Raw genomic sequence first — 23,596 nt, forward strand, 5'->3', positions numbered from 1 at the left:
CATCACATCATGCCCAATTCAGCGTGGTTTCCGAGGCGCTTCCAGGTACCGCCATCCGCCGATCTGCCGCCGTGGCGGGGCGCGCACCCTCCATTCCGGCCAGGTAGGCCGAGAACCCTCCGGTCGCGCGTCCCACCAGGCGGGCACTGGTCATGACGATGGGAGCGCCGGCCCACCTTACGTCAGCGCCGAGGCATTGCAGCCTCCTCACCAGTGCAACATCCTCTCCACAGCGCAGGGGAGCAAATCCCCCTGCCGCCAGATAGGCCTGGGCGGAGACGCCGAAATTGGCACCGTGGATGCGCCCATGATCGTCGCCCCACTGCTGCCGTTTCTGGAACGCGCGTCGCAGGCGCTTCTCCGTCCTGGAGGTGGTTGCTATGTCCACCAGTCCGCAGAAGGCGTCGCACCGGCCCTCAAGCTGGGCAACCAGCCATTCGGGAGGTACCTCGCTGTCGGCATCGGTGCTCGCCAGCCATCTCGCACCGCGTCCGAGCAGCTCAGCGGCGGCCGCTGCCCTGGCAACGCCGACGCAGCGTGCTTCCAGGCGCACCGTATCGACCCGCTGCTGCTGGCAGATGGACGCGGTGGCATCCGAGCAGCTGTCCAGTGCAACCACCACCTGCACTGCTTCGCCGTGCAGCTCGGGATGCAGGGCTGCCCTTCGGATCGATTGCAGGCAGCGCTCCACGCTGGCTGCCTCGTCATGGGCCGGAACCAGGATGCCGATCATCGCAGGTCCTCGTTGCGGGCCAGCGATAGTGCGCTGCGCGTCCAGCCCTGCAGCACGAAGTCCGCATCACGATAGTGGAAGGCTTCGTGCAGGCCTTGGCCAAGGCACCGATGCACGACGTCGGTGCGACTTGCGCGCCCATGGAACGAAGGCAACCAATGGCAGGCGACCAGCAGTCCGTCGTCGCGAAGGGCCGAATCGATGCCGGCGCGCAGCTCGTGCAGCGCTGCTGCACCCAAGTAGTAGCCCATTTCCCCGCAGACGATCAGGTCGAAGCGGCCCGGCGGCCATTGCTCGGGATGGCTGGCGCAATGGACCTGCACATGCGGCAGGTGGGCCAGATTGCGGCGGGCCCGGAACGCTGCGCGTGGGCTGATGTCGGTGGCCAGCAGGCGCTCGCAGCGGGCGGCCAAGGCCTCGGTCAGCACGCCGTTGGAGCATCCCAGCTCCCAGCCCCGAGTGAACTGGCGCTGGCTCAGGCTGGCCAGCAGCAGCGCACGCTTGCGTTCTTCATACCACCGGCTGCGATAGCCGAAGGGATCCTCCTGCTCATGCAGTTCATCGAAGTATGGTTGCGCGCTCATGCCAGGAATACCTCGTAGTTCCGGAAGAATCGGGTCAGTACATGTGCGGGCAGCACCGGCGGGCTGTTCAATTCCGGCACCTCGCCGGTCTGGGTCCGGAAGTGCGCGATGGCGTTTCGTTTTGCGGCAGCCACTGCTGAAATGTCGATCAGCCTGGGAACCTCCCACGCCATATGTGCGCAGGCGGGGTCAAGCCAGTGCCAGCCCCACACCGGGTACTCCAGGCGTCGGCAGCCCACTGCCCGCACCGCCCTGCAGGCAGCACGCCCTGCGGCTTCATGATCGGGATGCCCATCAAAGCGCCAGGGTGCCAGGACCAGGTCGCTCGGCTGGAGGTGCTGCTGCAGCCAATCTTCCAGACCCTGTTCGTGCGCACTGACCGCGCCGTCGGCGATGCCGAGATGAAACGCGGATCCAGGCCGGATACCGAGTTCGCCAAGCGCTGCGGCAAGCTCGGCGCGTCGCGCCGAGCGCAGGCGTTCTGGCGTCCACCAGTGCTCGTCCGGATAGCACGCTTCGCCATCGGTCACGGCGACGACGCGTACCTCCATGCCCTGCTCCGCAGCGTGACGGAGCAGTCCACCACAGCCGAGGATCTCGTCGTCTGGATGGGGTGCGACCACCACGACGCGATCATGGCCGGCGCACAGGGCATTGGCCGATGTTGCCGGCCGCTGCCACAGCCAATCGCAGCGCAGCCATGCCTGCTCCTGCGTTCCTTCCCCCTGCAGGGGTGTCCTGGCTACAGCGCCCATGTCGCCTCCTGGCTCGCCCGCTGGCCGCCCAGCCATTCCCAATCGCGATCTGCGTGGTTCTGCCGAAGGAACACGGTCAGGTCCGCGCAGCGACGGGCGTGGGCATCCTCCAGGCACATCGGCGCCGGGCCCAGTGCGCGCCCCGCCAGATCCAGGACACGCGTCGCCGCGCGCTCGACCACGCAGCGCAGGCGCACGACCTCTTCGCGATGCGCCGATTCCGGCGCGGCGTCGATGCGTGCCGCCACTTCGCGAAGCAGCGCCGCCGCCGGGCCCAAGGCGAGGTCCACTTCACCCAGTAATCGCGCGCGATTCCCCTCGGTGCAGGCTAGCCGCATGCGCTCGGCCAAGGCGGCCGCCGCGCCGAACCAGACTGCCGCGATGCCCGCACCGCCGTGCCAGAAACCCGGTCGCTGCAGGTACTCATCGCGCGTTCCCAGAAGCGCCATCGGTGCGCCGTCGAATCGCACCGTGGTGGACGGAACGCCGGCCATGCCAACGGCCGGCCAGGGCTCATCTGCAAGCGTGCGCCAGTGTTTCGCCGCGACCTGGCACAGCCACACGCCCTGCGCGTTGCGGACGGTTACCAATGCCGCATCCACCCACGCGCTGCCGGAACACCAGGGCTTGTCACCATGGAGCTGGCCGTGGGCATCGAAGCGGAGTGTGTTGGCTGGACCTTCCGCGGCCCAGACCGCCAGTAGCTGGCCTTCAGCCAGTTCGGGCGCGTTCAGTTCGGCGATGATCGCCTGGGCGTCGTAGTGCGCCTCAAGCACTTTGGCCAGGCACAGGTCTTCCGCCCCCCATGCCGCCAGCGCCTGCCACCGCCGCAGCGTGCGGCCGCTTCCGGGCAATGGCAGGTCGGGCCGCTGGACCACTACCTCGCGAGCGCGGCCCTCCAGCGGGGATGGCGACGTCACATGCTGCATGAAGGGGCCTGAAATGAAGAGACATGTCGAACGTAGGCCGCAAGCGGTCGCATCACTGTCTGGGAGGCGTAGCCGGCGCATGAATTCTCTGCACGATCATCCTCACGCGCTCGCTTGCCGGCGCTGCCGCCGTGCGCGCAGGCACTGCCGCAGCTCCCACAACCATGGCAGCACGACCACGCCCAGCGCCGGCAGCAGGACCAGCCACCAGAGGCCCGGTGCTGCAGGCTTCACTTCGAGCGACCACCGGGGGTGGACCTGCCAGCCCACCCAGCCCAGCAGGACCCACGGCGCGGCATCGAGCACGCTGTGCGCATGCTGCTCTGCCGGGCTGATGCGTCGCCTGCCGTCCGCGCTGACGGTGTCGAAGTAGCCGGCGATTGCGTGCGCGAGGACCAGAAGTGCCAGAAACGTGACGAGCGACAGCGTGTTTTCCAGCAGGAGCCATGCGAGCACCCCGCTGCCGATCAGCAGCAACTGCACCCCATGCAACAGGCTTTCGCGCATCGCAGAGGTGTGTGGAAGGTCGGTCCGCCGGTGAAAATGGAAGTCCAGCCAGCCGGCAGCCAGCCACAGTGCGTAGACACCGGCGGCAATCGCGCTCATGGCAGCATGCTCAGGGTGTCAGCACGATCTTGCGGCAGTCGTCATCCTTGGCATCGAATATCGCGTAGCCCTGCGCAGCGTCGGCCAGGCGCATCCGGTGCGAGATGATGTCACCCGGATCCAGCTTTCCTTCCATGATTGCGTCGAGAAGTTCCGGCATCAGCCCCTGCACATGGGTCTGGCCCATCTTGAATGTCAGTCCTTTGTCGAACGCATCACCCAGCAGAAAACCATGGATGAAGCCGGCATAGACGCCTGGAATGCTGACCACGCCGCCACGGCGCGTTGCCGCGATGCATTGCCGTATCGCCACGCCACTGCTGCCTTCCAGCTTTACAGCGGTCAACGCTGACTCCAGCGCACTGCCCTCGGCCTCGAAGCCTACGGCCTCGATGCAGGCGTCTACGCCCCGCCCACTGGTCTGGGCAAGGATGTAATCGGCCGGGTCTTCGATCTCCTTGAAGTCGATGGGGGTCACGCCGTAAGCACGGCGTGCATAGTCCAGGCGGTAACGGAGGTGGTCGACCATGAAGATGGTCTCTGCTCCCAGCAGTCGGCAACAGGCCGCGCTCATCAGCCCAACCGGACCGGCGCCGAAGATGGCCACCGTCGAGCCGGGCTTCACACCCGCGTTCAGCGCGGCCTGATAGCCGGTCGGGAGAATGTCAGACAGGAACAGCACCTGCTCATCGGCCACGCCTTCCGGAATGCGCAACGGGCCCACGTTGGCCTTCGGCACGCGTACGAATTCGGCTTGGCCACCGGCTACGCCGCCATACAGATGGCTGTATCCGAACAAAGCAGCTGGAGGCAGCAGCCCTTTCTGGTTCAGCGCCGCGCCCTTGCCAGGATTGGTGGTCTCGCATGCGGCATATTCGGCCAGCCTGCAGTGGAAACACTCGCCACAGGCGATCACGAAGGGAATCACCACGCGATCGCCCGGCTTCACCTGGGTCACGCCGCTGCCGACCTCTTCCACCACGCCCATGAATTCGTGGCCCAGTACATCGCCATCGTGCAGATCAGGAATCTTGCCGCGGTAGAGGTGCAGGTCTGAACCGCAGATGGCGGTGGCGGTCACCCGCAGTATCAGATCGTCATCCGCCGCCAGTACCGGGTCGGGCACAGTCTCGACGCGCACATCCCTGCGGCCGTGATAGGTCAATGCCTGCATCGTGCTGCTCCAGGAGCTCGGGCCTTCAGCATCGCAAGGCCGCCATCCGGCTGCAGTGACATCCCGGTGTGCGCGGCGTTCATTCTGCAGCGTCGTGGCGTTAACCCGGCGCGGCGCAGGCTTCACTCTCTCGCCGCAGGAGCTGCCCATGAACGACAAACTGCCCTTCAATCCAACGACGGATGTGGACGATCAGTCAAAGGCGCACACGCCGGACAAACGGCGCAACGATCGAGCCAGATGGAAGGAGCACGACATGCCCGACGACGGCGATGGCCCCAAGGCGGTACCGGAGGACTACGAGCGCCCTGATCCCGATCCGACGGGGAAGCGTTGAGTCCGCCTCACATTCCGGATGCGCAGCAATCACGAGGCATGGCCCTTTGCCCACGCAAGCTTCATGGACGATCTTTGGAACAGCCTGAACGAGGTCTTGCATGTGGAAACGCAACGGTCTCTCACTGGTGCTGCTTGCGCTCACGTTGGCGTTCATTGTGGGGCAGGCAGTTGCGGGGCATCACGTGCACAACCAGGAACTGGTCGAGCACGGACGCATGCCGATCGATTTCTGGCACTACCTGGCTACCGGGCACTTCGTCAGCGCTACGTTCGAGAACTGGGAGAGCGAGTTCCTGCAGATGGGGATGTACGTTCTGCTGACGGTCAGCCTGCGCCAGCGCGGTTCGGCCGAATCGCGGCCGCTGGACCCTGCGCAGGAACAGAATCGCATCGAACCCGGCCGCACGCCCTGGCCAGTCAGGCGCGGTGGCCTGTGGAAGGTTCTTTACGGTCATTCGCTGGCGATTGCGTTCGGGCTGTTGTTCCTGTTCAGCTTTACGCTGCATGCATTGGGAAGCTGGCGCGCCGAGGAGGCCGAACAGCAGTTGAAGGGATTGCCGCCGCCAGGCTTTGTGGAGCATCTCGCCAGCAGCACATTCTGGTTCGAATCCATGCAGAACTGGCAAAGCGAATTCTTGGCCGTGCTGTCTCTGGTGGTGCTGACGATCTTCCTGCGCCAGAAAGATTCGCCGCAATCCAAGCCGGTCGAGGCGCCGCATACCCAGACAGGAGATTGAACCATGGCAGATGATCCGTCGAGGGCCTTGCTGATCATCGACATGTTCAGCCGTTTCGATTTCCCGGGCGCGCAGGAGCTGGCGCCCGCGGCAGAGCGGGCCGCCCGGCAGATCCGGCGCCTGAGGGATCACTTCGACGAACGCGGGTGGCCGGTCATCTACGCCAATGACAATTTCTCGGATTGGAAGCGCGATTTCCGCCAGCAGGTGGAACAGTGCCGGCAGGACGGCGGTCCGGCGGGACGAATTGCCAGCCTTCTCTCGCCCTTGTCCGGTCATTACTTCGTGCTCAAGCCCAAGCACTCGGCGTTCCTGGCCAGTCCCTTGCCGATTCTGCTGGCCAAATTGGGCGTGCGCCGCCTGTGCCTGAGTGGCATGACGGCCGATTCGTGCGTTCTGGCCACCGCGCTGGATGCCAACGCCAGAGAGTTCGACGTCGTGCTGGCACCGGAGGTCGTGGCGGGGCTGCCATCCCGGAAGCGGCGCGCACTGGCGCTGCTGGCTGATTCGGGTGCAGCCCGGATCGCGCGGCTTTCTTCGCTTGTCTCTGGGCAGGAAGCAGGAGGGCGCTGAAGGCAGCTCAGGCCCGGTCGGCTATCCCCTGTACGCCGGCATGACCGGCGCAATGTGCACAGCAGAAGATCTGGCCATTTCCTTCAACGCCATGCCCAATGACCGCGCATTTGCAGTGTGCGCAGCGGGGTGCGAATGCGTGGATCGCGCACTCGAACGAATCGAACGTGCCGCTGCGCCCGCCCTGCTGCAGGGTAAAGCTCTTGTCGTAGTTGTTGCCGCAGACATCACAGGTAGCCATGGGGCACGTCGTGCTGTGGAAGGAACATGCAGTGTGGCGAGCGCCAATGTCGGTGGCCGTGAATGCACCGTGTCGCGAGGGTGTAGGACGTCCGCATCGTCGCCAAGCGGGCGCGGCGTGCTTCATTGGTCATTGCCGGGCTCGGCACTGTTGCCACGTGGTGTGCCGCGACCACAGGGAAACGCCGTGCGCAGCCCTTCGACAACCAGTGGCGACGCATCCTGCTGCAATCGCTCGCGGGGCAGTTGCCGGAGATGGGAAGACACATGGTCGACCAGTTCATGCGGAAGGATCTGGCCCTGCCCGCACCACTGTCCGCGGCTGGCATCGGCGACGCCCAGGATATAGCCGCTGGCGCGAGCGCTGGACAGGCTCCGGCACTGTTCACCGTCGCAGAACCCGTCATCGCCTTTCCCCTGCAGGAGGGTGATGAGTTCCGTGCCGCTGACAAGCCAGGTCCGTGCCGGCTGCGTTGTTCCGGCCACGGCGGACCCAGCCAGCGCACAGAGGCCAAGTGCGAGGAGCCGAGGCATGCGGTGGCGCGCGTTGGGAGTGTGATGTCCTTTCATTTCGGGGCCCTGGCTGTTGCTTTCATGGATGCCACGCGGCAGAGGTCAAAGCCGATCAAGCTGGTTGCGCGGACGAAACTCCGGGTCGTCCTCGGCTTCCAGCATGGCCTCCACCAATGTTTCGAAGGGCTCGGTGGCGGCATCCAGGTCTGCGGATGACAGGAATCCGGATTCCCCGGGGCCGGCCAGCCCAATCGCAGCAACCGTCTCCTGCTCACCTTCCTCGGCCCAGAGATAGTCGTGGATCAGTGCCACGCCTTCGTCGCCCCCCTTCAGGAAGTCGGCGGCGCCTCGTGCCACGGCAAGAAACGCGATGAGATCGTAAAGGCTCTCCGAATACGTCAGCGATCCTGCGACAAAGTGCGTAGCAGTGCGGTCATAGGCGGCAATCTGGATATTCCCGGCCTGTGCAGAGGCAAGGAAAGCCTTCAATGCGGCGCGATTGTCGGGGTAGCGGGCCAACAGCGCCTGGCAATCCGCGAGCAGGTGGTCCAACGCCTCGTCGCTGCACGAGGCAAGGTATTGACCGTTTTCCATGCGCCACTGCCCGGAGATGCCTCGCCAGTCGGACCAACGGGATGATGAAGGCACGGGCGCTGCCAGCCATCTGGAAAGATCGTGGTGGGAAATCTTCAGGCGGAGCAGTGCTGAATAGGGCTCTGACAAGGCGATCCTCCACTGTGTCTGCGTACAGTTGGCTTGTAGCAGACAACGCATGACCCGCCAACATCTGGCGGCTGCCGCAGGCCGGTGCCGGACTATCGCCCAGCCGTCGACCCTCTCACCACGCACCTTCCCGTCATCACCAGCCTGCGCACGGGCAGCTCCGGCATGCGCAGGCGTTCCAGCAACAGCGACATCGCAGCGCGCCCCATGTCTTCAACCGGCTGCTCGACCGCGGTAATGCCAGGTTCGACCAGCTCGGTCCAGCGCTCGTTGTCGAACCCTGCCAGCGCCAGCTCTCCTGGAATGGCGAGACCGGCGCCGCGTGCCGCCTTCAATGCACCCATGAGCAGCAGGCTGTTGCTGGTGACCAGCGCGTCGGGACGCGAAGGGCCGGCCAGCCATTGGTCGACCGTTGCGATGGCGGCCTCGGCCGTTGGCTCGACTTCACGGTAATCCGGCTCCAATCCGTGCGTGCGCATCGCAGCAAGATAACCGTCGCGGCGCTCGGCCGCCGTGGTGCTGGTGCTGCCGAACAGGCCGCCGATGCGGCGATAGCCACGCTCGACAAGATGCTCGACCAGGGCGCCCATCGCCGCGGGATTGTCCAGCACCACGCTGTCGATCGACCCGCTGGCCGCGGCGCGGTCCACCAGTACCGTCGGGAAGTCCAGTGTGAGCCGTTCCAGCCGCCCCACCGTGGTCCGTGTGGGCGCAAAGATCAGTCCACTGATGCGCTCCTCGTGCATCAACTGCAGGTACAGCGCCTCGCGCTCGGGGTCTTCGTCGGTGTTGCAGAGCGTGACGCGCAGGCCTTCGCGATAGGCGACCTCCTCCACCGCACGGATAAGCGCAGTGAAGAACGGGTTGCGGATATCCGCAACGATCAACCCGATGATGCCGGTGTGCCGGGAGCGCAGCCGCCTTGCCTGCAGGTTCGGCCGATAGCCGGTCTGGCGGATCGCCACCTCGACCCGGCCGCGAACCTCTTCGCTGACCGGGCCGCCCCCGAGCACCCGCGACACGGTGGACTTGGATACCCCCGCTACACGCGCGACGTCATTGATGCTGATACTCATTGGAAACGTTCCCGGAAAAGTGCGCCTGCCATGGCCCGGCGGCTGTTCAGGACAATGCTAACGCCAAAGAGCTATTGGCATTTTGTGCAGTGCACATTGAAATAGGCGGTGGGAACGTTCCCAATATGCCCAGCCATCCTTTTGCCGGAGCCGCCCTTTGTCGCCCCAGACCTTCCCCTCCCCCGTCAGCCGGGAACTGATCCGCCTGGACGCGCGGGCGCAGGACAAGACCGATGCGATCGCCCAGGTCGCGCAGATGCTGGTCGCGGCCGGCTGCGTGGCGCCGGGGTACAAGGCCAGCATGGGACGGCGCGAAGCGCTGGCCAACACCTTCCTCGGCCATGGCGTGGCAATCCCGCACGGGCTTGGCGAGGACCGCCATCTGGTGCGCCGCGATGGCATTGCCGTGCTGCAGTTGCCGGAAGGCGTGGAATGGAATCCGGGGCAGGTCACCCGTCTGGTGGTTGGCATCGCTGCCCAGTCCGATACCCACATTACCCTGCTGCGCCGCCTGACCCGGCTGATCCAGGATGAGGCAACGCTGCAGCGCCTGTTTGCGACCACCGATGCGGGTGAGATCGTCAACGCGCTGACCGGCGACATTGCGATCACGACCGCCCAGGTACCGGCCACCGATCTGGCCGAGCGCTTTGACTGGACCATTGCCTACCCCAGCGGCCTGCACGCGCGCCCGGCCACGCGCTGGGCAGAGACGGCGCGCCGCTTTGCGGCCCGCGCCCAGGTGCGTGCCGGCGACCAGGCAGCGGACGCCAAGAGTCTGGTCGCGCTGCTGCAACTTGGCCTGCGTCATGGCGATGCCGTCAGCGTATCTGCCGAGGGGGCGGATGCCCCTGCCCTGCTGACCGCGCTGCGCAGGGTCATGGAGGACCTGGTGGCACAGGAAAAGGCCGACGCCGAACGCGCAGCACAACGCAAGGCCACGCCGGTGGCAGGCTGGAATCCGCCCGAGGCACAGGCTGCCATCGTCGGCATCGGTGCCAGCCCTGGGCTGGCAATCGGCCCGGTGCATGTATTGGCCAGCACGCAGGCCGAGGTCGCCGATCGCCCGGCCCCGCTCGGCGAAGGCGGGGCGCGTCTGCAGGACGCGCTCGCACGTACCCGCCAGCAGTTGGCCGCGCTGCAGGATGACACCCAGCGCCGGCTTGGCGCCTCGGACGCCGCCATCTTCAAGGCCCATGCCGCGCTGTTGGACGACACCGACCTGATTACCCGTACCTGCCAGCTGATGGTCGAAGGCCATGGCGTCGCATGGTCCTGGCACCAGGCCATCGAACACATCGCCTCGGGCCTGGCCGCGCTGGGCAACCCGGTGCTGGCCGGGCGCGCCGCCGACCTGCGTGACGTTGGCCGCCGAGTGCTGGCGCAGCTTGATCCGTCGGCCGCCGGTGGCGGCCTGGCCGACCTGCCCGCGCACCCGTGCATCCTGATCGCGGCGGACCTGTCGCCGTCCGACACGGCCAACCTCGACACTACCCGCGTGATTGGCCTGGCCACCGCGCAGGGCGGGCCGACCTCGCACACCGCGATCCTCTCGCGCACCCTCGGCCTGCCGGCCCTGGTCGCCGGGGGGGGCGAGCTGCTCGCGATCAGCGCCGGTCGCGAGGCGATCATCGACGGCAGCAGCGGGCGGCTCTACCTGTCTCCGTCCGAGGCCGACCTCGCCTCGGCGCGCGCGTGGATCGCCGAACAGCAGCAGATCCGCGAGCGTGAAGCGGCGCAACGCGCGCAGCCGGCACAGACGCCGGACGGCCACCGCATCGACATCGGCGCCAACGTCAACCTGCCCGAGCAGGTGCCGCTGGCACTGGAGCAAGGCGCGGAAGGCGTCGGCCTGATGCGCACCGAATTCCTGTTCCTTGAACGTGGCAGTACGCCCAGCGAGGATGAGCAGTACACCACGTATGTGGCGATGGCCAAGGCACTCGGCGGCCGCCCACTGATCGTGCGTGCGCTCGATATCGGTGGCGACAAGCAGGTGGCGCACCTGGAGCTGCCGCATGAAGAAAACCCGTTCCTGGGCGTGCGCGGCGCGCGCCTGCTGCTGCGCCGGCCGGACCTGCTGGAACCGCAGCTGCGTGCGCTGTACCGCGCGGCGAAAGACGGCGCGCGCCTGTCCATCATGTTCCCGATGATCACCTCGGTGAGCGAGCTGGTCGCACTGCGCGCCATCTGCGAGCGCCAGCGCGCAGCACTGCAGGCGCCCGGGGTACCGATCGGCATCATGATCGAAGTGCCGGCCGCTGCGGCGCAGAGCGATGTGCTGGCCCGCCACGCCGACTTCTTCTCGATCGGTACCAACGACCTGACCCAGTACGTGCTGGCGATCGACCGCCAGAATCCGGAACTGGCCGCCGAGGCCGACAGCCTGCATCCGGCCGTGCTGCGCGCGATCCGCGCCACGGTGGAAGGCGCACGACTGCATGGGCGCTGGGTGGGCGTCTGTGGCGGGCTGGCCGGCGATCCGTTCGGCGCACTGCTGTTGGCCGGCCTGGGCGTGGACGAACTGTCGATGACCCCGAACGACATCCCGGCCGTGAAAGCACGCCTGCGTGGCAGCGCGCTGGCCGATCTGCGAACGCTGGCTGCGACGGCGCTGGACTGCGAAACCGCCGAGCAGGTGCGTGCCCTCGATGGAGCGCGCGCATGAGTTCCCGCGCCGTCACCATTACCCTGAACCCGGCAATCGACCAGACCGTGCGGCTGGCGAACCTGCAACCGGGTCACGTGCATCGCGCCCGCAGTTCCCGCGACGACGCCGGCGGCAAAGGCATCAACGTGGCCGCCTGCCTGGCAGACTGGGGCGTGCCGACCACTGCGCTGGGTGTGCTCGGCGATGGCAACGACGGCGTGTTCAGCGCACTGTTTTCCGATCGGGGCATCGCAGACGCGTGTCTGCGCATTCCGGGCCGTACCCGCACCAACATCAAGCTGGTGGAAGATGCCAACGGCGAGACCACCGACATCAACCTGCCCGGCCTGTCACTGTGCGACGCCGATCTGGACGCGGTATCGCGCCGACTCGACGCACTGCTCCAGCCGCAGCTGCCGGTGGTGCTGTCCGGCAGCCTTCCGTCCGGGCTGCAAGCCGATGCATGGGCCCGACTGCAGGCGCAGGTGCGCGCCGCCGGCGCGCGCGTACTGCTGGATACCAGTGGCGACGCGCTTGCCGCGGCGTTGAGTGGTGCACAGGGTGCACTGCCCTACGCGGTCAAGCCCAACCGCCATGAACTGGAGGCCTGGGCCGGCACGCCGCTGCTGGATCGCAGCGCCCTGCGCGCCGCGGGCCGGGCCTTGGTCGAACGCGGAGTTGCACTCGTAGCGATCTCGATGGGCGCCGACGGCGCGCTGTTCATTGATCGCAGCGGCGCCCTGGTCGCACGACCGGCGCGACTGGCGCAGGGCAGTACGGTCGGTGCCGGCGACGCCATGGTCGCCGGCATCGCCGCCGCCTTGTTGGAGCCCTCCCCCGACCTGGCCGGTTGTGCGCGACTGGCCACGGCGTTCTCGATGAGCCGGCTGGAGAGTGGCGACGCGCGACGGCTGGACCCGGCGCAGGTGCGCGCGTGGACCGGCGATGTACTGATCGAGCGGTTGGATTGAAACCCCTGCAGAGGGGGCTGCGGCTGGCCTTGGGCCACCGATGGCCCCTGCTGCAAGGACGAACCCGAAGAATTCCAGGAGTTGCCATGCAAGCTTCCACCGTAGTCATCGCCGCTGGCGAACGCAGCATCGAGGCCGTTCTTGCCGCCGAAGCGCTGCGCCGCGCCGCACGCCAGCAAAGGGTCGAATTGGCGATCGAAATCCGCAGCGATCAGGGCGTGACCGGGGCATTGCCCGACGCGCAGGCTGCCGCCGCAACGCAGCTGCTGCTGGTGGGTGACGGCGAGGCGGACAGCGCCCGCTTCGGCAATGCCCAGATCGTGCGCGCCGGCCTGGGTGAAGTGCTGGACGACCCGCTCGCCGTGCTGGCGCAGCTCGCCGCAGCATCGGCACCCCCTTCCAGGGATGACACGGGCAAGCGCATCGTCGCCGTCACCTCCTGCCCGACCGGCATCGCCCACACGTTCATGGCGGCCGAAGGCCTGCAGCAGGCGGCCAAGGCACTGGGCCACGCGATCCGGGTGGAAACCCAGGGCTCGGTCGGCGCGCAGGATGCGTTGAGCGACGGCGAAATCGCTGCCGCCGACCTGGTGCTGATCGCCGCCGACCGCGAAGTCGATCTGTCGCGCTTTGCTGGCAAACGCCTGTTCAAGAGCGGCACCAAGCCGGCGATCAATGACGGCCAGAACCTGATCCGCAAGGCGCTGGCCGAGGCTGGCGTGCAGACCGGCACGGTGGCTTCAGGTCGCACCACCGAGAAGGCCAGGGTCACCGGCCCCTACAAGCACCTGATGACCGGCGTGTCGTTCATGCTGCCGTTCGTCACTGCCGGTGGCCTGCTGATCGCACTGGCGTTCGCACTCGGCGGCATCTATGCCTTCGATGACGCGCACAAGGGCACGCTGGCGTGGTCGCTGTTCCAGATCGGCGCCAAGTCCGGCTTCATGTTGATGGTGCCGGCACTGGCCGGTTACATCGCCTACTCCATCGCCGACCGGCCCGGCATTGCCCCCGGCATGATCGGCGGACTGGTAGCAGTGAACATGGACGCTGGCTTCATCGGCGGCATCCTGGCCGGTTTCATCGCCGGTTATGGCGTGCACTGGATCAACCGTGCGCTGCGCCTGCCGCGCAGCCTGGAAGGCCTCAAGCCGGTGCTGATCCTGCCAGTGCTGGGCACACTGCTGGTCGGCCTGTTGATGATGTACGTGATCGGTACGCCGGTCGCCGGGCTGCTGGCGTGGCTGACCGACTGGCTGCGCGGCATGCAAGGCAGCAGCGCGATCCTGCTTGGCCTGCTGCTGGGCGGCATGATGGCGGTGGACATGGGCGGACCCGTCAACAAGGCGTCCTACGCCTTCTCCACCGCATTGATTTCCAGCCAGGTCTACACGCCGATGGCGGCGACGATGATCGGCGGCATGACGCCGCCGCTGGGTATCGCACTGGCGACATGGCTGTTCAGCAACCGCTTCACTGCCGAGGAGCGTGGCACGGCCGGTGCCGCTGGCGTGCTTGGCCTCAGTTTCGTGACCGAAGGCGCGATCCCCTATGCCGCGCGTGATCCGCTGCGCACCATTCCGGCGCTGATCCTTGGTTCTGCCGTGGCCGGTGCGATCTCGATGGCCGCAGGCGTCGAACTGAAGGTGCCGCATGGCGGCGTGTTCGTGCTGCCGATCCCGAACGCAGTCACCCATCTTGGCATCTACCTGCTGGCACTCCTGGCCGGCGTGGCCGTCACCGCGGTCGCGCTGCGCGTGCTCAAGAAGCCGGTCACGGCTCCCACCCTGTAAAAGGAACCCGCCCATGACCTCCCCTTCCCGCCGCCTGCTGCCGACAGTGATCCTGCTGGCCCTGCCATCACTGGCCGCAGCCGCCGACGCGAGCGACGTCTTCGCTCCGAAGCTCGCCTACACCGGCGAAGCGGCCGCCACGCTCGACGGTGGCAAGCGCAGCGGCACGGCCTATGCCGGCCAGCTGATGTTCGGTGCCGACGTGGACCTGGACGCGGCGTTTGGCTGGCGAGGTGCGACGGTCAAGGCCTACGGCATCAACCGCCATGGCACCAATCTCGCCAACAGCAGTACAGGCAACAGCACCTCGGTGCAGGAAATCTACGGCGGCCAGGGCACGCGCCTGGCCAACCTGACCCTCGAACAGAAGTTGTTCAACGACCGGTTGGTGCTGGAAGCAGGGCGCAGCGTCGCCAACATCCACCACCTGGGTTCGGACCTGTGCCAGTACTTCCAGGGCAACTCGGCCTGTGGCAACCCGACCTACGTATTCCGCACCAGCAGTTTCACCTGGTGGCCGGTGTCGAGCTGGATGGCCGATGCCACGGCCTGGGTGACGCCCGATGTCTATGTCCGCGTCGGCGCCTACCAGGTTGATCCCAGCCAGGCCGAGGATGGCCAGCATGGCCTGAAGTGGAATACGAACCAGGCCACCGGCTGGATCGTGCCCTACACGATCGGCTGGCGCAGCCCTGCTTCGGCACGATTGAAAGCCCGCTACGAACTCGGTGGCTGGCAGGACAACTCGACCTATCGCGATCCGCTGCGCGATGCCAACGGCATTCCCGCGCTGCTCAGTGGCCAGGAGTACGCGACGCGTCACGGTCGCTCCGGTGCGTTCGCCCGCTTCGAGCAGCAACTCACCAGTGATGGTGCCGGCCGCGGCCTGACCCTTTTCGGTGCGGCGCTCAAGGGCACCTCCGGCCAGTTGATCGAGGATCATTTCCTGCAGGCCGGGCTGGTGCAGAAAGGCACGTTCGCCCGGCGGCCGCAGGACAGCATCGCTTTCGTCGTGACCCAGCAGAAGTACAGCAGCATCGCGCTGGAAGACCTGCACCTCGCCCGCGCCGCAGCCGGTGGCAGCGGCACCCCGCACGGGAGCCAGGTGATGATGGAGCTGAGCTACGGCATCCAGCTCACCCCGCAGCTTCGTGTTGCACCGAACCTGCACTACATCGTGCACCCCGACCAGTTCAATGAGCCCGCACGCCAGCACGACCTGCCGGATGCGCTGATCGCGGGCATGCGGATCGACTGGAACCTGTAGGAAATGTCAGGTGGTCCTGGGGCGCGGCCCGTGTCAGGCACCGGGTCCACGGCCGGTCCAGGCGGCGTACCGACCGCCCGGCACCCGGGTGATCGTCGGCCCTGGCCGGGGTTTCAGGTGCTGTCCGCCGCCCACGCCAGTTCGAATGTCAACGCGAGGCGCTGGCCGGGCTCCAGCCGGTGCGGTGCCAGGGTGTAGCCATCTGGCGGGCCGCTCTGCGGCTCGACACAGGTGGCGTGCGGCGTACCATCGTAGACCACCCAGTGGTCGTGGTCCGACCTCAGCCGCAGGTGCTGGCCTTCGCGTATCAGCGTGACGTCACCGTCGGCGATGAAGCAGTCATCCCAGGGGCCGGTGGTGGGCTCCACGCGGGGCAGCGTGGCAATACCTTCCCTGTCCCGCGGATACATCGAGCGAGGACTAAAAAGCAGTCGTTCCGGCTTCCGGAACCAGGGGTGCCAGCCCAGCACCGCCGGCATCGCCTGGCCGCCGGCCTGGACCGCGAGGTTCATCTGCAGGCTGTGAGCCTGCAACTGCAGGTCCAGCACGGCAGCGCCACCGAAAGGCCAGTAGCCGTCGCTCGGCAGCTCCAGCGACAACCGGGCTGCCGCCGCGTCCAAGCGGTCGATCCGCCAGGGTCGCGAGAAACCCACCCCATGGATGGCGTGCCCGTCGAAGTTGAGCGGCAGCCGATGCGGCCTGCCGTCAAAATGGAACTGTCCACGGCGGATGCGCCCGGCCCACGGCACCATCGGGTAGCAGCCCCACGCGATCGCCGCCGGGCCTGCCTGCTGCGCATCCACCAGCCATTCCACGCCCTGGTAGCGCAGGTGCGCCACGCGCCCGCCCGCCCCTGCGGCGAACGCAACCTCCAGTTCGCCGCACCTCAGCCAGTGCAGCTCGCCGGCTGGCAGCGGAGCCAGCGCATCATCCACCGGCAGCATCCGCTCAGGCCCCATACGGGTTGATCGTGCGGATGCTTCCGTCCGGCTCCATGTGCAGCGGCGTGCACTTGGCCGAGCGCAGGTGGGTGATGCCGCCGGACATCAGTGCATCGTGATAGAACAGGTACCACTGTCCTTCGAACTGGCAGATGGAGTGGTGGGTGGTCCAACCGACCACGGGGGTGAGGATCACGCCAGCGTAGGTGAACGGTCCATACGGGCTGTCGCCGACGGCGTAGCACAGCTGGTGGGTGTTGCCAGTGGAGTACGACAGGTAGTAGCGACCCTGGTACCTGTGCAGCCACGGACCTTCGAAGAAGCGGCGCGCATGGTCGTCCGCGCGCAGCGGCTGGCCATGCTCATCCAGGATCTGCACTTCGCGGGTGGGTTCGGCCAGCTCGGTCATGCCGGCATCCAGGCGGCCCACGCGCGGGCCCAGCGCCGGTGCGCTGCCCTCGGGCTCCTCGTGGGCCTCGCTGTACTGGTTGTCACGATATTTCTGCAGCTGCCCGCCCCATATGCCGCCGAAGTACAGGTAGTGGCTGCCATCCTCGTCTTCGAACACGGCCGGGTCGATCGAGTACGCACCCTTGATCGGCTCCGGCTGGGGCACGAACGGGCCCTCCGGCCGCGCACCGATCGCCACGCCGATGCGGAACCGGCCCTCGGCATCCTTGGCCGGGAAGTAGAGGTAGTAGCGGCCATCACGGCAGGCGGCATCGGGGGCCCACATCTGTTTCCGGGCCCAGGGAACGTCGCGCACATGCAACGCCATGCCGCAATCGACGGCCGTGCCGTCGGGCGTATCCATCTTCAGCACATGATAATCCTGCATGCCGAAGTGGCCACCTTCGTCGTCGAATGGCTGGCCGCCGTCGATGTCGTGCGACGGATAGATGTACAGGCGCCCCTCGAACACATGCGCCGAAGGGTCGGCGGTATAGATGTGGGTCACCAGCGGTTGCGAAATGGCGTGCGCGGTGAGCTGCGCAAGACGGGCTTCGCTGGCCTGGCCGTCTTCGCCGGCAGAGAGGTCGATCATGGTCGTCATCTTGGAGTTACACGGAGGCGTCGGCGGAACGGCGACGCAGGTGGAGGTCCTGCTCGATGCGGGTTTCGGTGCGCTTGTCGATCCTGTAGAAGACCAGCAGCGCCACGGCGAGCAGGAAAGGAAGGGAGCAGTAGACGCTTACGGTCAGGCGGATGCCCTGCACCACGGCCTCAGGCTGCTGCGCCAGGCCGGCCTGGTAGCCGTAGTGGGCGAGGATCGCGGCGACCAGCGCGCCGCCCACGCTGAGGCCGATCTTCAGCCCGCACAGCATCGCCGAGAAGATGATCGCGGTTGCCCGCCGATGGTTCTTCCACTCCGAGTAGTCCGCGACGTCGGCGATCATCGCCCACAGCAACGGGATGGTGATGCCGTAGCAGAAGCCATGCAGCATGAAGGCGCCGAACGCCACCGCCACCGCCGTGGGTGGAAACAGGTAGAAGGCAAGCAGGAACAGGGTCGAGACAAACAGGGCGCCACCGAAGACGTCGCGCTTGCCGAAGCGGTCCGCCAACCGTCGCGATGCGCCGATACCCAGGATCATGCAGAGGATGCCGCACGCGTTGAACAGGCTGAACGCCGAGGTGGCCGCGTCCTTCGGCCAGGTGAACGCCGCGAAGCCGGCGCTGGCCAGCGCAGCATTCAACGCGCTGACCAGGCCGTTGAACCCCGAGTTTTCAAGGAAGCCGGCCAGCGCCGCTTCACTCATGTAGTACTGGAAGTAGTAGATGTAGGTACCGCCTTTCAATGCCAGGTTGATGAACACCAGCACGGTCAGGGCCAGCATCACCTGCCACGGGCGGTTGTGCAGCAGGTCCGACAGGTCCTGCACTATGCCGCCGGTCTGTTCACGCGTCGGCACGATGCGTTCGCGGGTGGTGGCGAACGTGATCAGGAAGAACGCCGTGCCGATGATGGCGAATGCGGTCATGACCTGCTCGAAGCCGCGCACCCGGTCGCCGTCACCCAGGATCAGCACCAGCGGCATCAGCAGCACCTGGATGATGAACTGCGCGATCATCACGGCCACGAAGCGGTAGGCCGAAAGGCTGTTGCGCTGGGCCATGCTGCCGGTCAGCACGCCGCTCAGCGCCGAGTACGGCAGGTTGTTCGCTGCGTACACGCACGCCAGCAGCGCGTAGGTGGCCAGTGCATAGATCACCTTTCCGCGCTCGCCCAGGTCCGGCGTGCTGAACGCCAGCAGGGACAGTACGCCAAAAGGAATGGCCGTCCACAGGATCCACGGCCGGAAGCGGCCCCAACGGGTGGTCGTCCGGTCAGCCGCGATGCCGATCAACGGCGTGAACACGAACGCACCCAGCAGGCCCACCACGAAGATGATCGTGGCCGCGGTCGCGGCCGGCAGGCGGTAGACGTCGGTGTAGAAGAAGGCCAGGTAGGTGATCAGGGTCTGGAAGATCAGGTTGGCGGCGAGATCGCCCAGGCTGTAGCCGAGCTTCTCGCGTACCGATAGCGCGTGTTCAGTGCTTGCCATGCAGCGGACGTCCTGGAAAAGGGATCTGGGCGGAGGGAAATCGATGCCGGCGAGAGCGATCAGTCATGCGCGGACACCACCGTGAACCTGCCCTGCGCGCGTGCATCGGCACTGGACGCCCCCACCCTGACCTCGTAGGCACCGGGCCGCACCTCATACGCGGCGCGCGCTTCGTCATAGTGGCGCAGGGCCTGCGCTGCCTCCAGGGTGAACGTCACCGTGCGGTGTTCGCCCGGGGCCAGATGGATCCGCTGGAAGCCACGCAGCTCCTGCACGGCATCGCCGCTGCCAGCGTGCTCGCGCCGCACGTACAGCTGCACCACTTCGTCACCGCTGCGCGTGCCTGCGTTGGTCACATCGACCGCAACGCCCAGGCGGCCATCGGCCCGGAGCCTGGCTGCATCGAGGCGGAGCGTTCCATAGTCGAACCGCGTATACGACAGGCCGTGACCGAACGGATAAAGTGGCGTGCCGCGGAAGTAGCGATAGGTGCGGCCCTCCATGGCGTAGTCGTCGAATGCCGGCAACGCTTCGCTGGCCTTGTAGAACGTCACTGGCAACCGGCCGGCGGGATTGACGTCGCCGAACAGCGCCTGGCCGACGGCGGTGCCGCCGCGCTGCCCGGGGTACCAGCTCATCAGGATCGCCGGCAGATGCGACTGCGCCCAGTCCACGGCAATGGCCGAGCCGCCGGTGAGCACCATCACCACCGGCTTGCCGGTAGCGTGCAGGGCCTCCAGCAGGGTGCGCTGCGGCGCGGGCAACCGCAGGTCGGTACGGTCGCCACCGGCAAAGCCTGGATAGTTGACCGTCATTTCCTCGCCTTCGACATCGCCGGTAAGGCCACCGACGAACACCACCACATCGGCTTCGCGTGCGGCATCGAGCGCTTCATCGAACGGCGCCTTGGCGCCGGGCATGCGCCAGCCCAGGCGCACGCCGGCATCGCGCTCGTCGTCGTAGTACTCCAGCGTCAGCGCGTAGGCACGCCCGGCCTGCAGCTCCAGTTCGATGCCCTCGGCATGCAGGCGATCTGTGTTCACCCAGTGATCGATCACGCGCTTCCCGTCCAGGTACAGGCGGTAGCCATCATCGCCGGCCACCTCCAGCCGGTAGCGGCCGGACACGGGTGGCAGCAGTTGGCCGCTCCAGCGGATGCTGAAGCGGTCGTTCGGGATCCCCTGCCCCGGTGCCGCTTCGCCGCGTGCCAGCAGGTTGTCGGTCGGCGAGCCGCGGTCCCAGCGGAAGCCGATCTGCGCGTCGGTACGCACCAGGGCCGGCGTACCGGACAGGTCGGGCGTGCGGAAGTACTCGCCACGCAGGCCACGCTCGGGCGAGTCCGCGGAAGGCCGCAGGAAGGTCGGCTCGATCAACGGCGTGGCACCGGGATCGTCGCGGCCCTCCACCAGGTCCACGCCGCGGGCATAGCGAACCTCGACGCCCTTGGCCGCCTCGCGTATGCCCTGCAGGATCGTGACCGGCGCGGCCGGTGTGCCGAAGTAGTTGCCGAGCAGCGCCATGGTGTCGTCGGCAGTGGGTCCGACCACGGCAATGCGCTTGATGTCGCGTGACAGCGGCAGGATGCCGTCGTTCTTCAGCAGCACCAGCGACGCCTGCGCGGCCTTGAGCGCCAGCGCATCATGGGCCGGGGCCTGGTTCACCGAGGCCGGAATGCGCGCCCAGCGCACCCGCTCCGGCGGGTCGAACATGCCCAGGCGCATCCGTGCGGTGAACAGACGGGTCACCGCATCGTCGATCTCCGCTTCGCTGATCAGACCCTGACGCACGGCCGACGGAAGCGTGGCGTACTCCTGGCCGCATTCCAGCTCGGTGCCATTCCTGACCGCCAGCGCCGCAGCGGCTTCGCGCGTGGTCACGATATGGTGGTGCTTCCAGATGTCGACGATGGCCCAGCAGTCCGAGACCACGTAGCCCTTGAAGCCCCAGTCGCGTCGCAGCACATCGCGCAGCAGGAAACGGCTGGCACTGGCGGACTCGCCGTACACGCGGTTGTAGGCGCCCATCACAGCATCGACGTCGCCCTCCTTGACCAGCGCCTCGAACGCCGGCAGGTAGGTGTCATACAGGTCGCGCCGGCTGGGCCGTGCATCGAAGTGATGGCGGTCGGCCTCCGGCCCGCTGTGCACGGCCAGATGCTTGGCGGTGGCGTCCAGCTTGCGGTAGACGGGGTCGTCGCCCTGCAGGCCACGTACGAAGGCCACGCCCATGCGCGCGGTGAGGTACGGGTCCTCGCCATAGGTTTCCTGTCCGCGGCCCCAGCGCGGATCGCGGAAGACGTTGACGTTCGGCGACCAGAAGGTCAGCCCCTGGTAACGGCCGTGCGCGCCTTCGCGGAGGAACTGGTGGTGCTTTGCGCGGGCCTCATCGCTGATCGTCGTGGCCACCTGCCCCATCAACGGCACATCGAAGGTCGCGGCCAGGCCGATCGCCTGCGGAAAGACCGTGGCCTGCCCTGCCCGTGCCACGCCATGCAGTCCCTCATTCCACCAGTCGTAGGCGGGCACACCCAGGCGCTCGATTGCCGGCGCGGCGTTCTGCATCTGCGCGGCTTTCTCTTCCAGCGTCATCTGCGCGACGAGTGAGGCAGCCCGTTGCTCGAAGCTGGCCGAAACGTCCAGCCAGGGCCGCGGCGCGGCTGCGGATGCGGCCGCCGCGATGCAGGTCAGAACGAACACAGTGAGCCCGCGGCGCAACGTGCGGCGACGGGCGTTGGACGACAGCGACAGCCTCATTTGCTTCTCCCGGTGCGCTCATCGCGCGCGAAGGGACCCAGCAGTGCGCCTACGAAGCCGCCCGCCCGGTCCGTGCTCAGAACGGTGCCATCCACCTTGCCTGCAAGCAGTTGCCAGCCCTGCCCGTCGCCGGTATCGAACGAGAACGCGTAGTCGCCCTCGTTGCCGTCGATCTTCAGGCGCAACGCGTCCGGTGCCCGCACCTCGCGGGTCGCCACGATGCGCGTACTGCCACCGCCATCACGAACTTCCAGGAAGAGCGAAAGTCGCTCGTCCGGAAGGCTGCGAACGCCAAGGAAGTACCAGTACGCCTCGCTCTGGAACGCCGCCAGGCCGGCCGCCACGCCAGGCCCCGGCCGGCTCATCGCGGCGCTCGCCTCGAAGCGCAGGTGCTGCTGGCGTCGGCCAAGGAACGCGGGATTGCGCAGCGTGTCCAGATCCTCGGCAAGCGGGTGCACGGCCAGCATTCCCGGGCGCGTGGCCAGGTCGGCCCAGGCGTGCTTGGGCACCCGCACGCGCAGCCACTGGCGATCGAGCCTCGGTCCATCGAAGTTGTCGCGCTCGACGAAGTTGCCGGTCGAGGGGGCCTGGGATGCCTCGCCCTGCATCCACGACGGCGCCTTGACCACGTAGGGGATGGGCTGGTCGGCCGGCAGGATCCGTGGCCAGCCGTCCTGCCAGCGCACCGGCAGCAGATAGGTCTCGCGCCCGGTGTTGTAGTGCCGCGTCTGATAGTTGCGGCTGGCCAGGAACACCGCCCACCACGAACCGTCCGGGCCTTCGACCAGGTCGGCATGGCCGGCATTGGTGATCGGTAGCGGTCGGTCGTCGGGCAGCTCGCGCTGGGTCAGGATCGGATTGCCCGCGTAGGGGTCATACGGGCCCCACACGGTGCGGCTGCGCAGCACCACCTGGGAGTGCTGCGGCCCGGTGCCGCCTTCGGCATCGGACAGGTAATACCAGCCCTGGCGCTTGTAGATGTGGGGTCCTTCGATCCAGATCGGGTTCTTCGCCGGCTCCACGCCCGCGTCGACCAGCACCCGGCGCGGCCCGACCGGCTTGAAGGCAGCCAGATCGATCTGCTGCATCCAGATGGCGCGGTGCCCGTCGTAGCGCGGCGGGCCGGGCGGTGCATCGTTGTTGACCAGGTACACCTTGCCGTCGTCATCGAAGAACAGTGATGGATCGATGCCATCGATGCCGGGCAGCCAGTGCGGATCGGACCACGGACCGGCCGGGTCGCGCGCGGTGGCAATGAAGTTGCCGCCACTGTCGGTGGCCGTGGTCACCACGTAGAAGACCCCATCGTGGTATTCGATGGTGGGCGCGAAGATGCCGCGCGAGACGCTCAGTCCGTCGAAATCCAGCTGCGTGGCGCGGTCGATCACGTTGCCGATCTGCTTCCAGTGAACCAGGTCGGCACTCTCGAACACCGGAATGCCCGGGAAATAGGTGAAGCTGGAATTGACCAGGTAGAACCGGCCGTTCGCGCTCACGATGCTGGGATCGGCATGGAAGCCGGCCAGCACCGGATTGCGGTAGTGGCCGGCCGGCAGCGGCGTGTCGAAGGCCGCGTCGTTGCCGCGGTATTCGAACCAGTCGAAGTACACCGGCGGTGCGTCCGGCGGCGCGCTGGCCGGGCTGGTTGCGGCCGACAGCAGGAGTGCCGCCGCCAGCAGGTGGCGCGCCATCG

Annotated in this window: 22 protein-coding genes; 7 read left to right on the top strand and 15 right to left on the bottom strand. The window is 67.1% G+C overall.

Annotated features, from left to right (window positions below; translation table 11 throughout):
- Window positions 1–7: 7 nt before the first annotated feature.
- The 6 genes from AC5P7F_RS15885 to AC5P7F_RS15910 form a co-directional block, all read right to left on the bottom strand.
- Window positions 8–733, bottom strand: a complete 726-nt coding sequence (locus AC5P7F_RS15885; protein ID WP_164076887.1) for a glycosyltransferase family 2 protein — start codon at window positions 731–733, stop codon at window positions 8–10.
- Window positions 730–1,317 (bottom strand): SAM-dependent methyltransferase, encoded by a 588-nt coding sequence (locus tag AC5P7F_RS15890; RefSeq protein ID WP_014647182.1) that lies wholly within the window; start codon window positions 1,315–1,317, stop codon window positions 730–732. The genes AC5P7F_RS15885 and AC5P7F_RS15890 overlap by 4 nt, the downstream gene beginning before the upstream one ends.
- Window positions 1,314–2,072, bottom strand: a complete 759-nt coding sequence (locus AC5P7F_RS15895) for a PIG-L deacetylase family protein (RefSeq protein WP_014647183.1) — start codon at window positions 2,070–2,072, stop codon at window positions 1,314–1,316. The genes AC5P7F_RS15890 and AC5P7F_RS15895 overlap by 4 nt, the downstream gene beginning before the upstream one ends.
- Window positions 2,060–3,001 (bottom strand): acyl-CoA dehydrogenase, encoded by a 942-nt coding sequence (locus AC5P7F_RS15900; protein WP_164076888.1) that lies wholly within the window; start codon window positions 2,999–3,001, stop codon window positions 2,060–2,062. The genes AC5P7F_RS15895 and AC5P7F_RS15900 overlap by 13 nt, the downstream gene beginning before the upstream one ends.
- A 102-nt stretch (window positions 3,002–3,103) precedes the next feature.
- A complete protein-coding gene (locus AC5P7F_RS15905; RefSeq protein ID WP_164076889.1) occupies window positions 3,104–3,607 on the bottom strand; it encodes a hypothetical protein in 504 nt (167 codons plus the stop codon).
- 10 nt (window positions 3,608–3,617) lie between these two features.
- Window positions 3,618–4,781 carry a zinc-dependent alcohol dehydrogenase gene (locus AC5P7F_RS15910; RefSeq protein WP_075076914.1) on the bottom strand — a complete coding sequence of 388 codons (1,164 nt, stop codon included), beginning with the start codon at window positions 4,779–4,781 and terminating at the stop codon, window positions 3,618–3,620.
- A gap of 148 nt (window positions 4,782–4,929) precedes the next feature.
- Here AC5P7F_RS15910 and AC5P7F_RS15915 point away from each other — a divergent pair, with 148 nt between their 5' ends.
- The 3 genes from AC5P7F_RS15915 (at window position 4,930) to AC5P7F_RS15925 (ending at window position 6,430) form a co-directional block, all read left to right on the top strand.
- The gene (locus AC5P7F_RS15915; protein WP_014647187.1) at window positions 4,930–5,118 is read left to right on the top strand and encodes a hypothetical protein; all 189 of its coding nucleotides are present in this window, start codon (window positions 4,930–4,932) and stop codon (window positions 5,116–5,118) included.
- Between the two features lie 100 nt (window positions 5,119–5,218).
- A complete protein-coding gene (locus tag AC5P7F_RS15920) occupies window positions 5,219–5,857 on the top strand; it encodes a DUF6766 family protein (protein ID WP_164076890.1) in 639 nt (212 codons plus the stop codon).
- Between the two features lie 3 nt (window positions 5,858–5,860).
- On the top strand, window positions 5,861–6,430 hold the full coding sequence (locus AC5P7F_RS15925) for an isochorismatase family protein (RefSeq protein WP_164076891.1): 570 nt from the start codon (window positions 5,861–5,863) through the stop codon (window positions 6,428–6,430).
- Between the two features lie 7 nt (window positions 6,431–6,437).
- Here the strand turns inward: AC5P7F_RS15925 and AC5P7F_RS15930 are convergent, their stop codons facing one another.
- From AC5P7F_RS15930 to AC5P7F_RS15945, 4 genes are all read right to left on the bottom strand, one after another.
- Window positions 6,438–6,671, bottom strand: a complete 234-nt coding sequence (locus AC5P7F_RS15930) for a metallothionein (protein ID WP_014647190.1) — start codon at window positions 6,669–6,671, stop codon at window positions 6,438–6,440.
- A gap of 122 nt (window positions 6,672–6,793) precedes the next feature.
- Window positions 6,794–7,240, bottom strand: a complete 447-nt coding sequence (locus AC5P7F_RS15935; RefSeq protein WP_236636175.1) for a Rap1a/Tai family immunity protein — start codon at window positions 7,238–7,240, stop codon at window positions 6,794–6,796.
- Between the two features lie 45 nt (window positions 7,241–7,285).
- Window positions 7,286–7,906, bottom strand: coding sequence for a hypothetical protein (locus AC5P7F_RS15940; protein ID WP_227863764.1), 621 nt, complete (start codon window positions 7,904–7,906; stop codon window positions 7,286–7,288).
- Between the two features lie 92 nt (window positions 7,907–7,998).
- Window positions 7,999–8,982 (bottom strand): substrate-binding domain-containing protein, encoded by a 984-nt coding sequence (locus AC5P7F_RS15945; protein WP_164076892.1) that lies wholly within the window; start codon window positions 8,980–8,982, stop codon window positions 7,999–8,001.
- A gap of 157 nt (window positions 8,983–9,139) precedes the next feature.
- Here AC5P7F_RS15945 and ptsP point away from each other — a divergent pair, with 157 nt between their 5' ends.
- The 4 genes from ptsP to AC5P7F_RS15965 all read left to right on the top strand — a co-directional run bounded on the left by ptsP (window position 9,140) and on the right by AC5P7F_RS15965 (window position 15,663).
- On the top strand, window positions 9,140–11,650 hold the full coding sequence (ptsP, locus tag AC5P7F_RS15950; RefSeq protein ID WP_164076893.1) for a phosphoenolpyruvate--protein phosphotransferase: 2,511 nt from the start codon (window positions 9,140–9,142) through the stop codon (window positions 11,648–11,650).
- Entirely contained in the window at window positions 11,647–12,603 is a 957-nt protein-coding gene (locus tag AC5P7F_RS15955; RefSeq protein ID WP_032955983.1) for a 1-phosphofructokinase family hexose kinase, read from the top strand. The genes ptsP and AC5P7F_RS15955 overlap by 4 nt, the downstream gene beginning before the upstream one ends.
- A gap of 86 nt (window positions 12,604–12,689) precedes the next feature.
- Entirely contained in the window at window positions 12,690–14,396 is a 1,707-nt protein-coding gene (locus tag AC5P7F_RS15960; RefSeq protein WP_164076894.1) for a fructose-specific PTS transporter subunit EIIC, read from the top strand.
- 13 nt (window positions 14,397–14,409) lie between these two features.
- Complete coding sequence (locus tag AC5P7F_RS15965) at window positions 14,410–15,663, top strand: carbohydrate porin (protein WP_164076895.1); 1,254 nt, start codon at window positions 14,410–14,412, stop codon at window positions 15,661–15,663.
- Between the two features lie 113 nt (window positions 15,664–15,776).
- On the opposite strand, the gene AC5P7F_RS15970 is transcribed toward AC5P7F_RS15965, so the two are convergent.
- The 5 genes from AC5P7F_RS15970 to AC5P7F_RS15990 are packed head-to-tail and all read right to left on the bottom strand — an operon-like array spanning window position 15,777 to window position 23,594.
- Entirely contained in the window at window positions 15,777–16,622 is an 846-nt protein-coding gene (locus tag AC5P7F_RS15970; protein WP_164076896.1) for an aldose epimerase family protein, read from the bottom strand.
- On the bottom strand, window positions 16,612–17,649 hold the full coding sequence (locus AC5P7F_RS15975) for a glycoside hydrolase family 43 protein (protein ID WP_495204174.1): 1,038 nt from the start codon (window positions 17,647–17,649) through the stop codon (window positions 16,612–16,614). Before AC5P7F_RS15975 ends, AC5P7F_RS15970 begins: the two co-directional genes overlap by 11 nt.
- Window positions 17,650–17,665: 16 nt before the next feature.
- Window positions 17,666–19,150, bottom strand: a complete 1,485-nt coding sequence (locus AC5P7F_RS15980; protein WP_164076897.1) for an MFS transporter — start codon at window positions 19,148–19,150, stop codon at window positions 17,666–17,668.
- Window positions 19,151–19,209: 59 nt separating this feature from the next.
- The gene (locus AC5P7F_RS15985) at window positions 19,210–21,903 is read right to left on the bottom strand and encodes a glycoside hydrolase family 3 C-terminal domain-containing protein (protein ID WP_164076898.1); all 2,694 of its coding nucleotides are present in this window, start codon (window positions 21,901–21,903) and stop codon (window positions 19,210–19,212) included.
- Window positions 21,900–23,594 (bottom strand): family 43 glycosylhydrolase, encoded by a 1,695-nt coding sequence (locus AC5P7F_RS15990; protein WP_126412252.1) that lies wholly within the window; start codon window positions 23,592–23,594, stop codon window positions 21,900–21,902. Before AC5P7F_RS15990 ends, AC5P7F_RS15985 begins: the two co-directional genes overlap by 4 nt.
- Window positions 23,595–23,596 lie beyond the last annotated feature (2 nt).

The sequence above is a fragment of the Stenotrophomonas sp. YJH_SMC_105-26 genome (genome assembly GCF_059368915.1).

Bases quoted from the DNA above. Each gene is read 5' to 3' on its own strand.
- AC5P7F_RS15885 (WP_164076887.1), bottom strand. From the start codon at position 733: ATGATCGGCATCCTGGTTCCGGCCCATGACGAGGCAGCCAGCGTGGAG.
- AC5P7F_RS15890 (WP_014647182.1), bottom strand. From the start codon at position 1,317: ATGAGCGCGCAACCATACTTCGATGAACTGCATGAGCAGGAGGATCCC.
- AC5P7F_RS15895 (WP_014647183.1), bottom strand. From the start codon at position 2,072: ATGGGCGCTGTAGCCAGGACACCCCTGCAGGGGGAAGGAACGCAGGAG.
- AC5P7F_RS15900 (WP_164076888.1), bottom strand. From the start codon at position 3,001: ATGCAGCATGTGACGTCGCCATCCCCGCTGGAGGGCCGCGCTCGCGAG.
- AC5P7F_RS15905 (WP_164076889.1), bottom strand. From the start codon at position 3,607: ATGAGCGCGATTGCCGCCGGTGTCTACGCACTGTGGCTGGCTGCCGGC.
- AC5P7F_RS15910 (WP_075076914.1), bottom strand. From the start codon at position 4,781: ATGCAGGCATTGACCTATCACGGCCGCAGGGATGTGCGCGTCGAGACT.
- AC5P7F_RS15915 (WP_014647187.1), top strand. From the start codon at position 4,930: ATGAACGACAAACTGCCCTTCAATCCAACGACGGATGTGGACGATCAG.
- AC5P7F_RS15920 (WP_164076890.1), top strand. From the start codon at position 5,219: ATGTGGAAACGCAACGGTCTCTCACTGGTGCTGCTTGCGCTCACGTTG.
- AC5P7F_RS15925 (WP_164076891.1), top strand. From the start codon at position 5,861: ATGGCAGATGATCCGTCGAGGGCCTTGCTGATCATCGACATGTTCAGC.
- AC5P7F_RS15930 (WP_014647190.1), bottom strand. From the start codon at position 6,671: ATGGCTACCTGTGATGTCTGCGGCAACAACTACGACAAGAGCTTTACC.
- AC5P7F_RS15935 (WP_236636175.1), bottom strand. From the start codon at position 7,240: ATGAAAGGACATCACACTCCCAACGCGCGCCACCGCATGCCTCGGCTC.
- AC5P7F_RS15945 (WP_164076892.1), bottom strand. From the start codon at position 8,982: ATGAGTATCAGCATCAATGACGTCGCGCGTGTAGCGGGGGTATCCAAG.
- AC5P7F_RS15955 (WP_032955983.1), top strand. From the start codon at position 11,647: ATGAGTTCCCGCGCCGTCACCATTACCCTGAACCCGGCAATCGACCAG.
- AC5P7F_RS15960 (WP_164076894.1), top strand. From the start codon at position 12,690: ATGCAAGCTTCCACCGTAGTCATCGCCGCTGGCGAACGCAGCATCGAG.
- AC5P7F_RS15965 (WP_164076895.1), top strand. From the start codon at position 14,410: ATGACCTCCCCTTCCCGCCGCCTGCTGCCGACAGTGATCCTGCTGGCC.
- AC5P7F_RS15970 (WP_164076896.1), bottom strand. From the start codon at position 16,622: ATGGGGCCTGAGCGGATGCTGCCGGTGGATGATGCGCTGGCTCCGCTG.
- AC5P7F_RS15975 (WP_495204174.1), bottom strand. From the start codon at position 17,649: ATGATCGACCTCTCTGCCGGCGAAGACGGCCAGGCCAGCGAAGCCCGT.
- AC5P7F_RS15980 (WP_164076897.1), bottom strand. From the start codon at position 19,150: ATGGCAAGCACTGAACACGCGCTATCGGTACGCGAGAAGCTCGGCTAC.
- AC5P7F_RS15985 (WP_164076898.1), bottom strand. From the start codon at position 21,903: ATGAGGCTGTCGCTGTCGTCCAACGCCCGTCGCCGCACGTTGCGCCGC.
- AC5P7F_RS15990 (WP_126412252.1), bottom strand. From the start codon at position 23,594: ATGGCGCGCCACCTGCTGGCGGCGGCACTCCTGCTGTCGGCCGCAACC.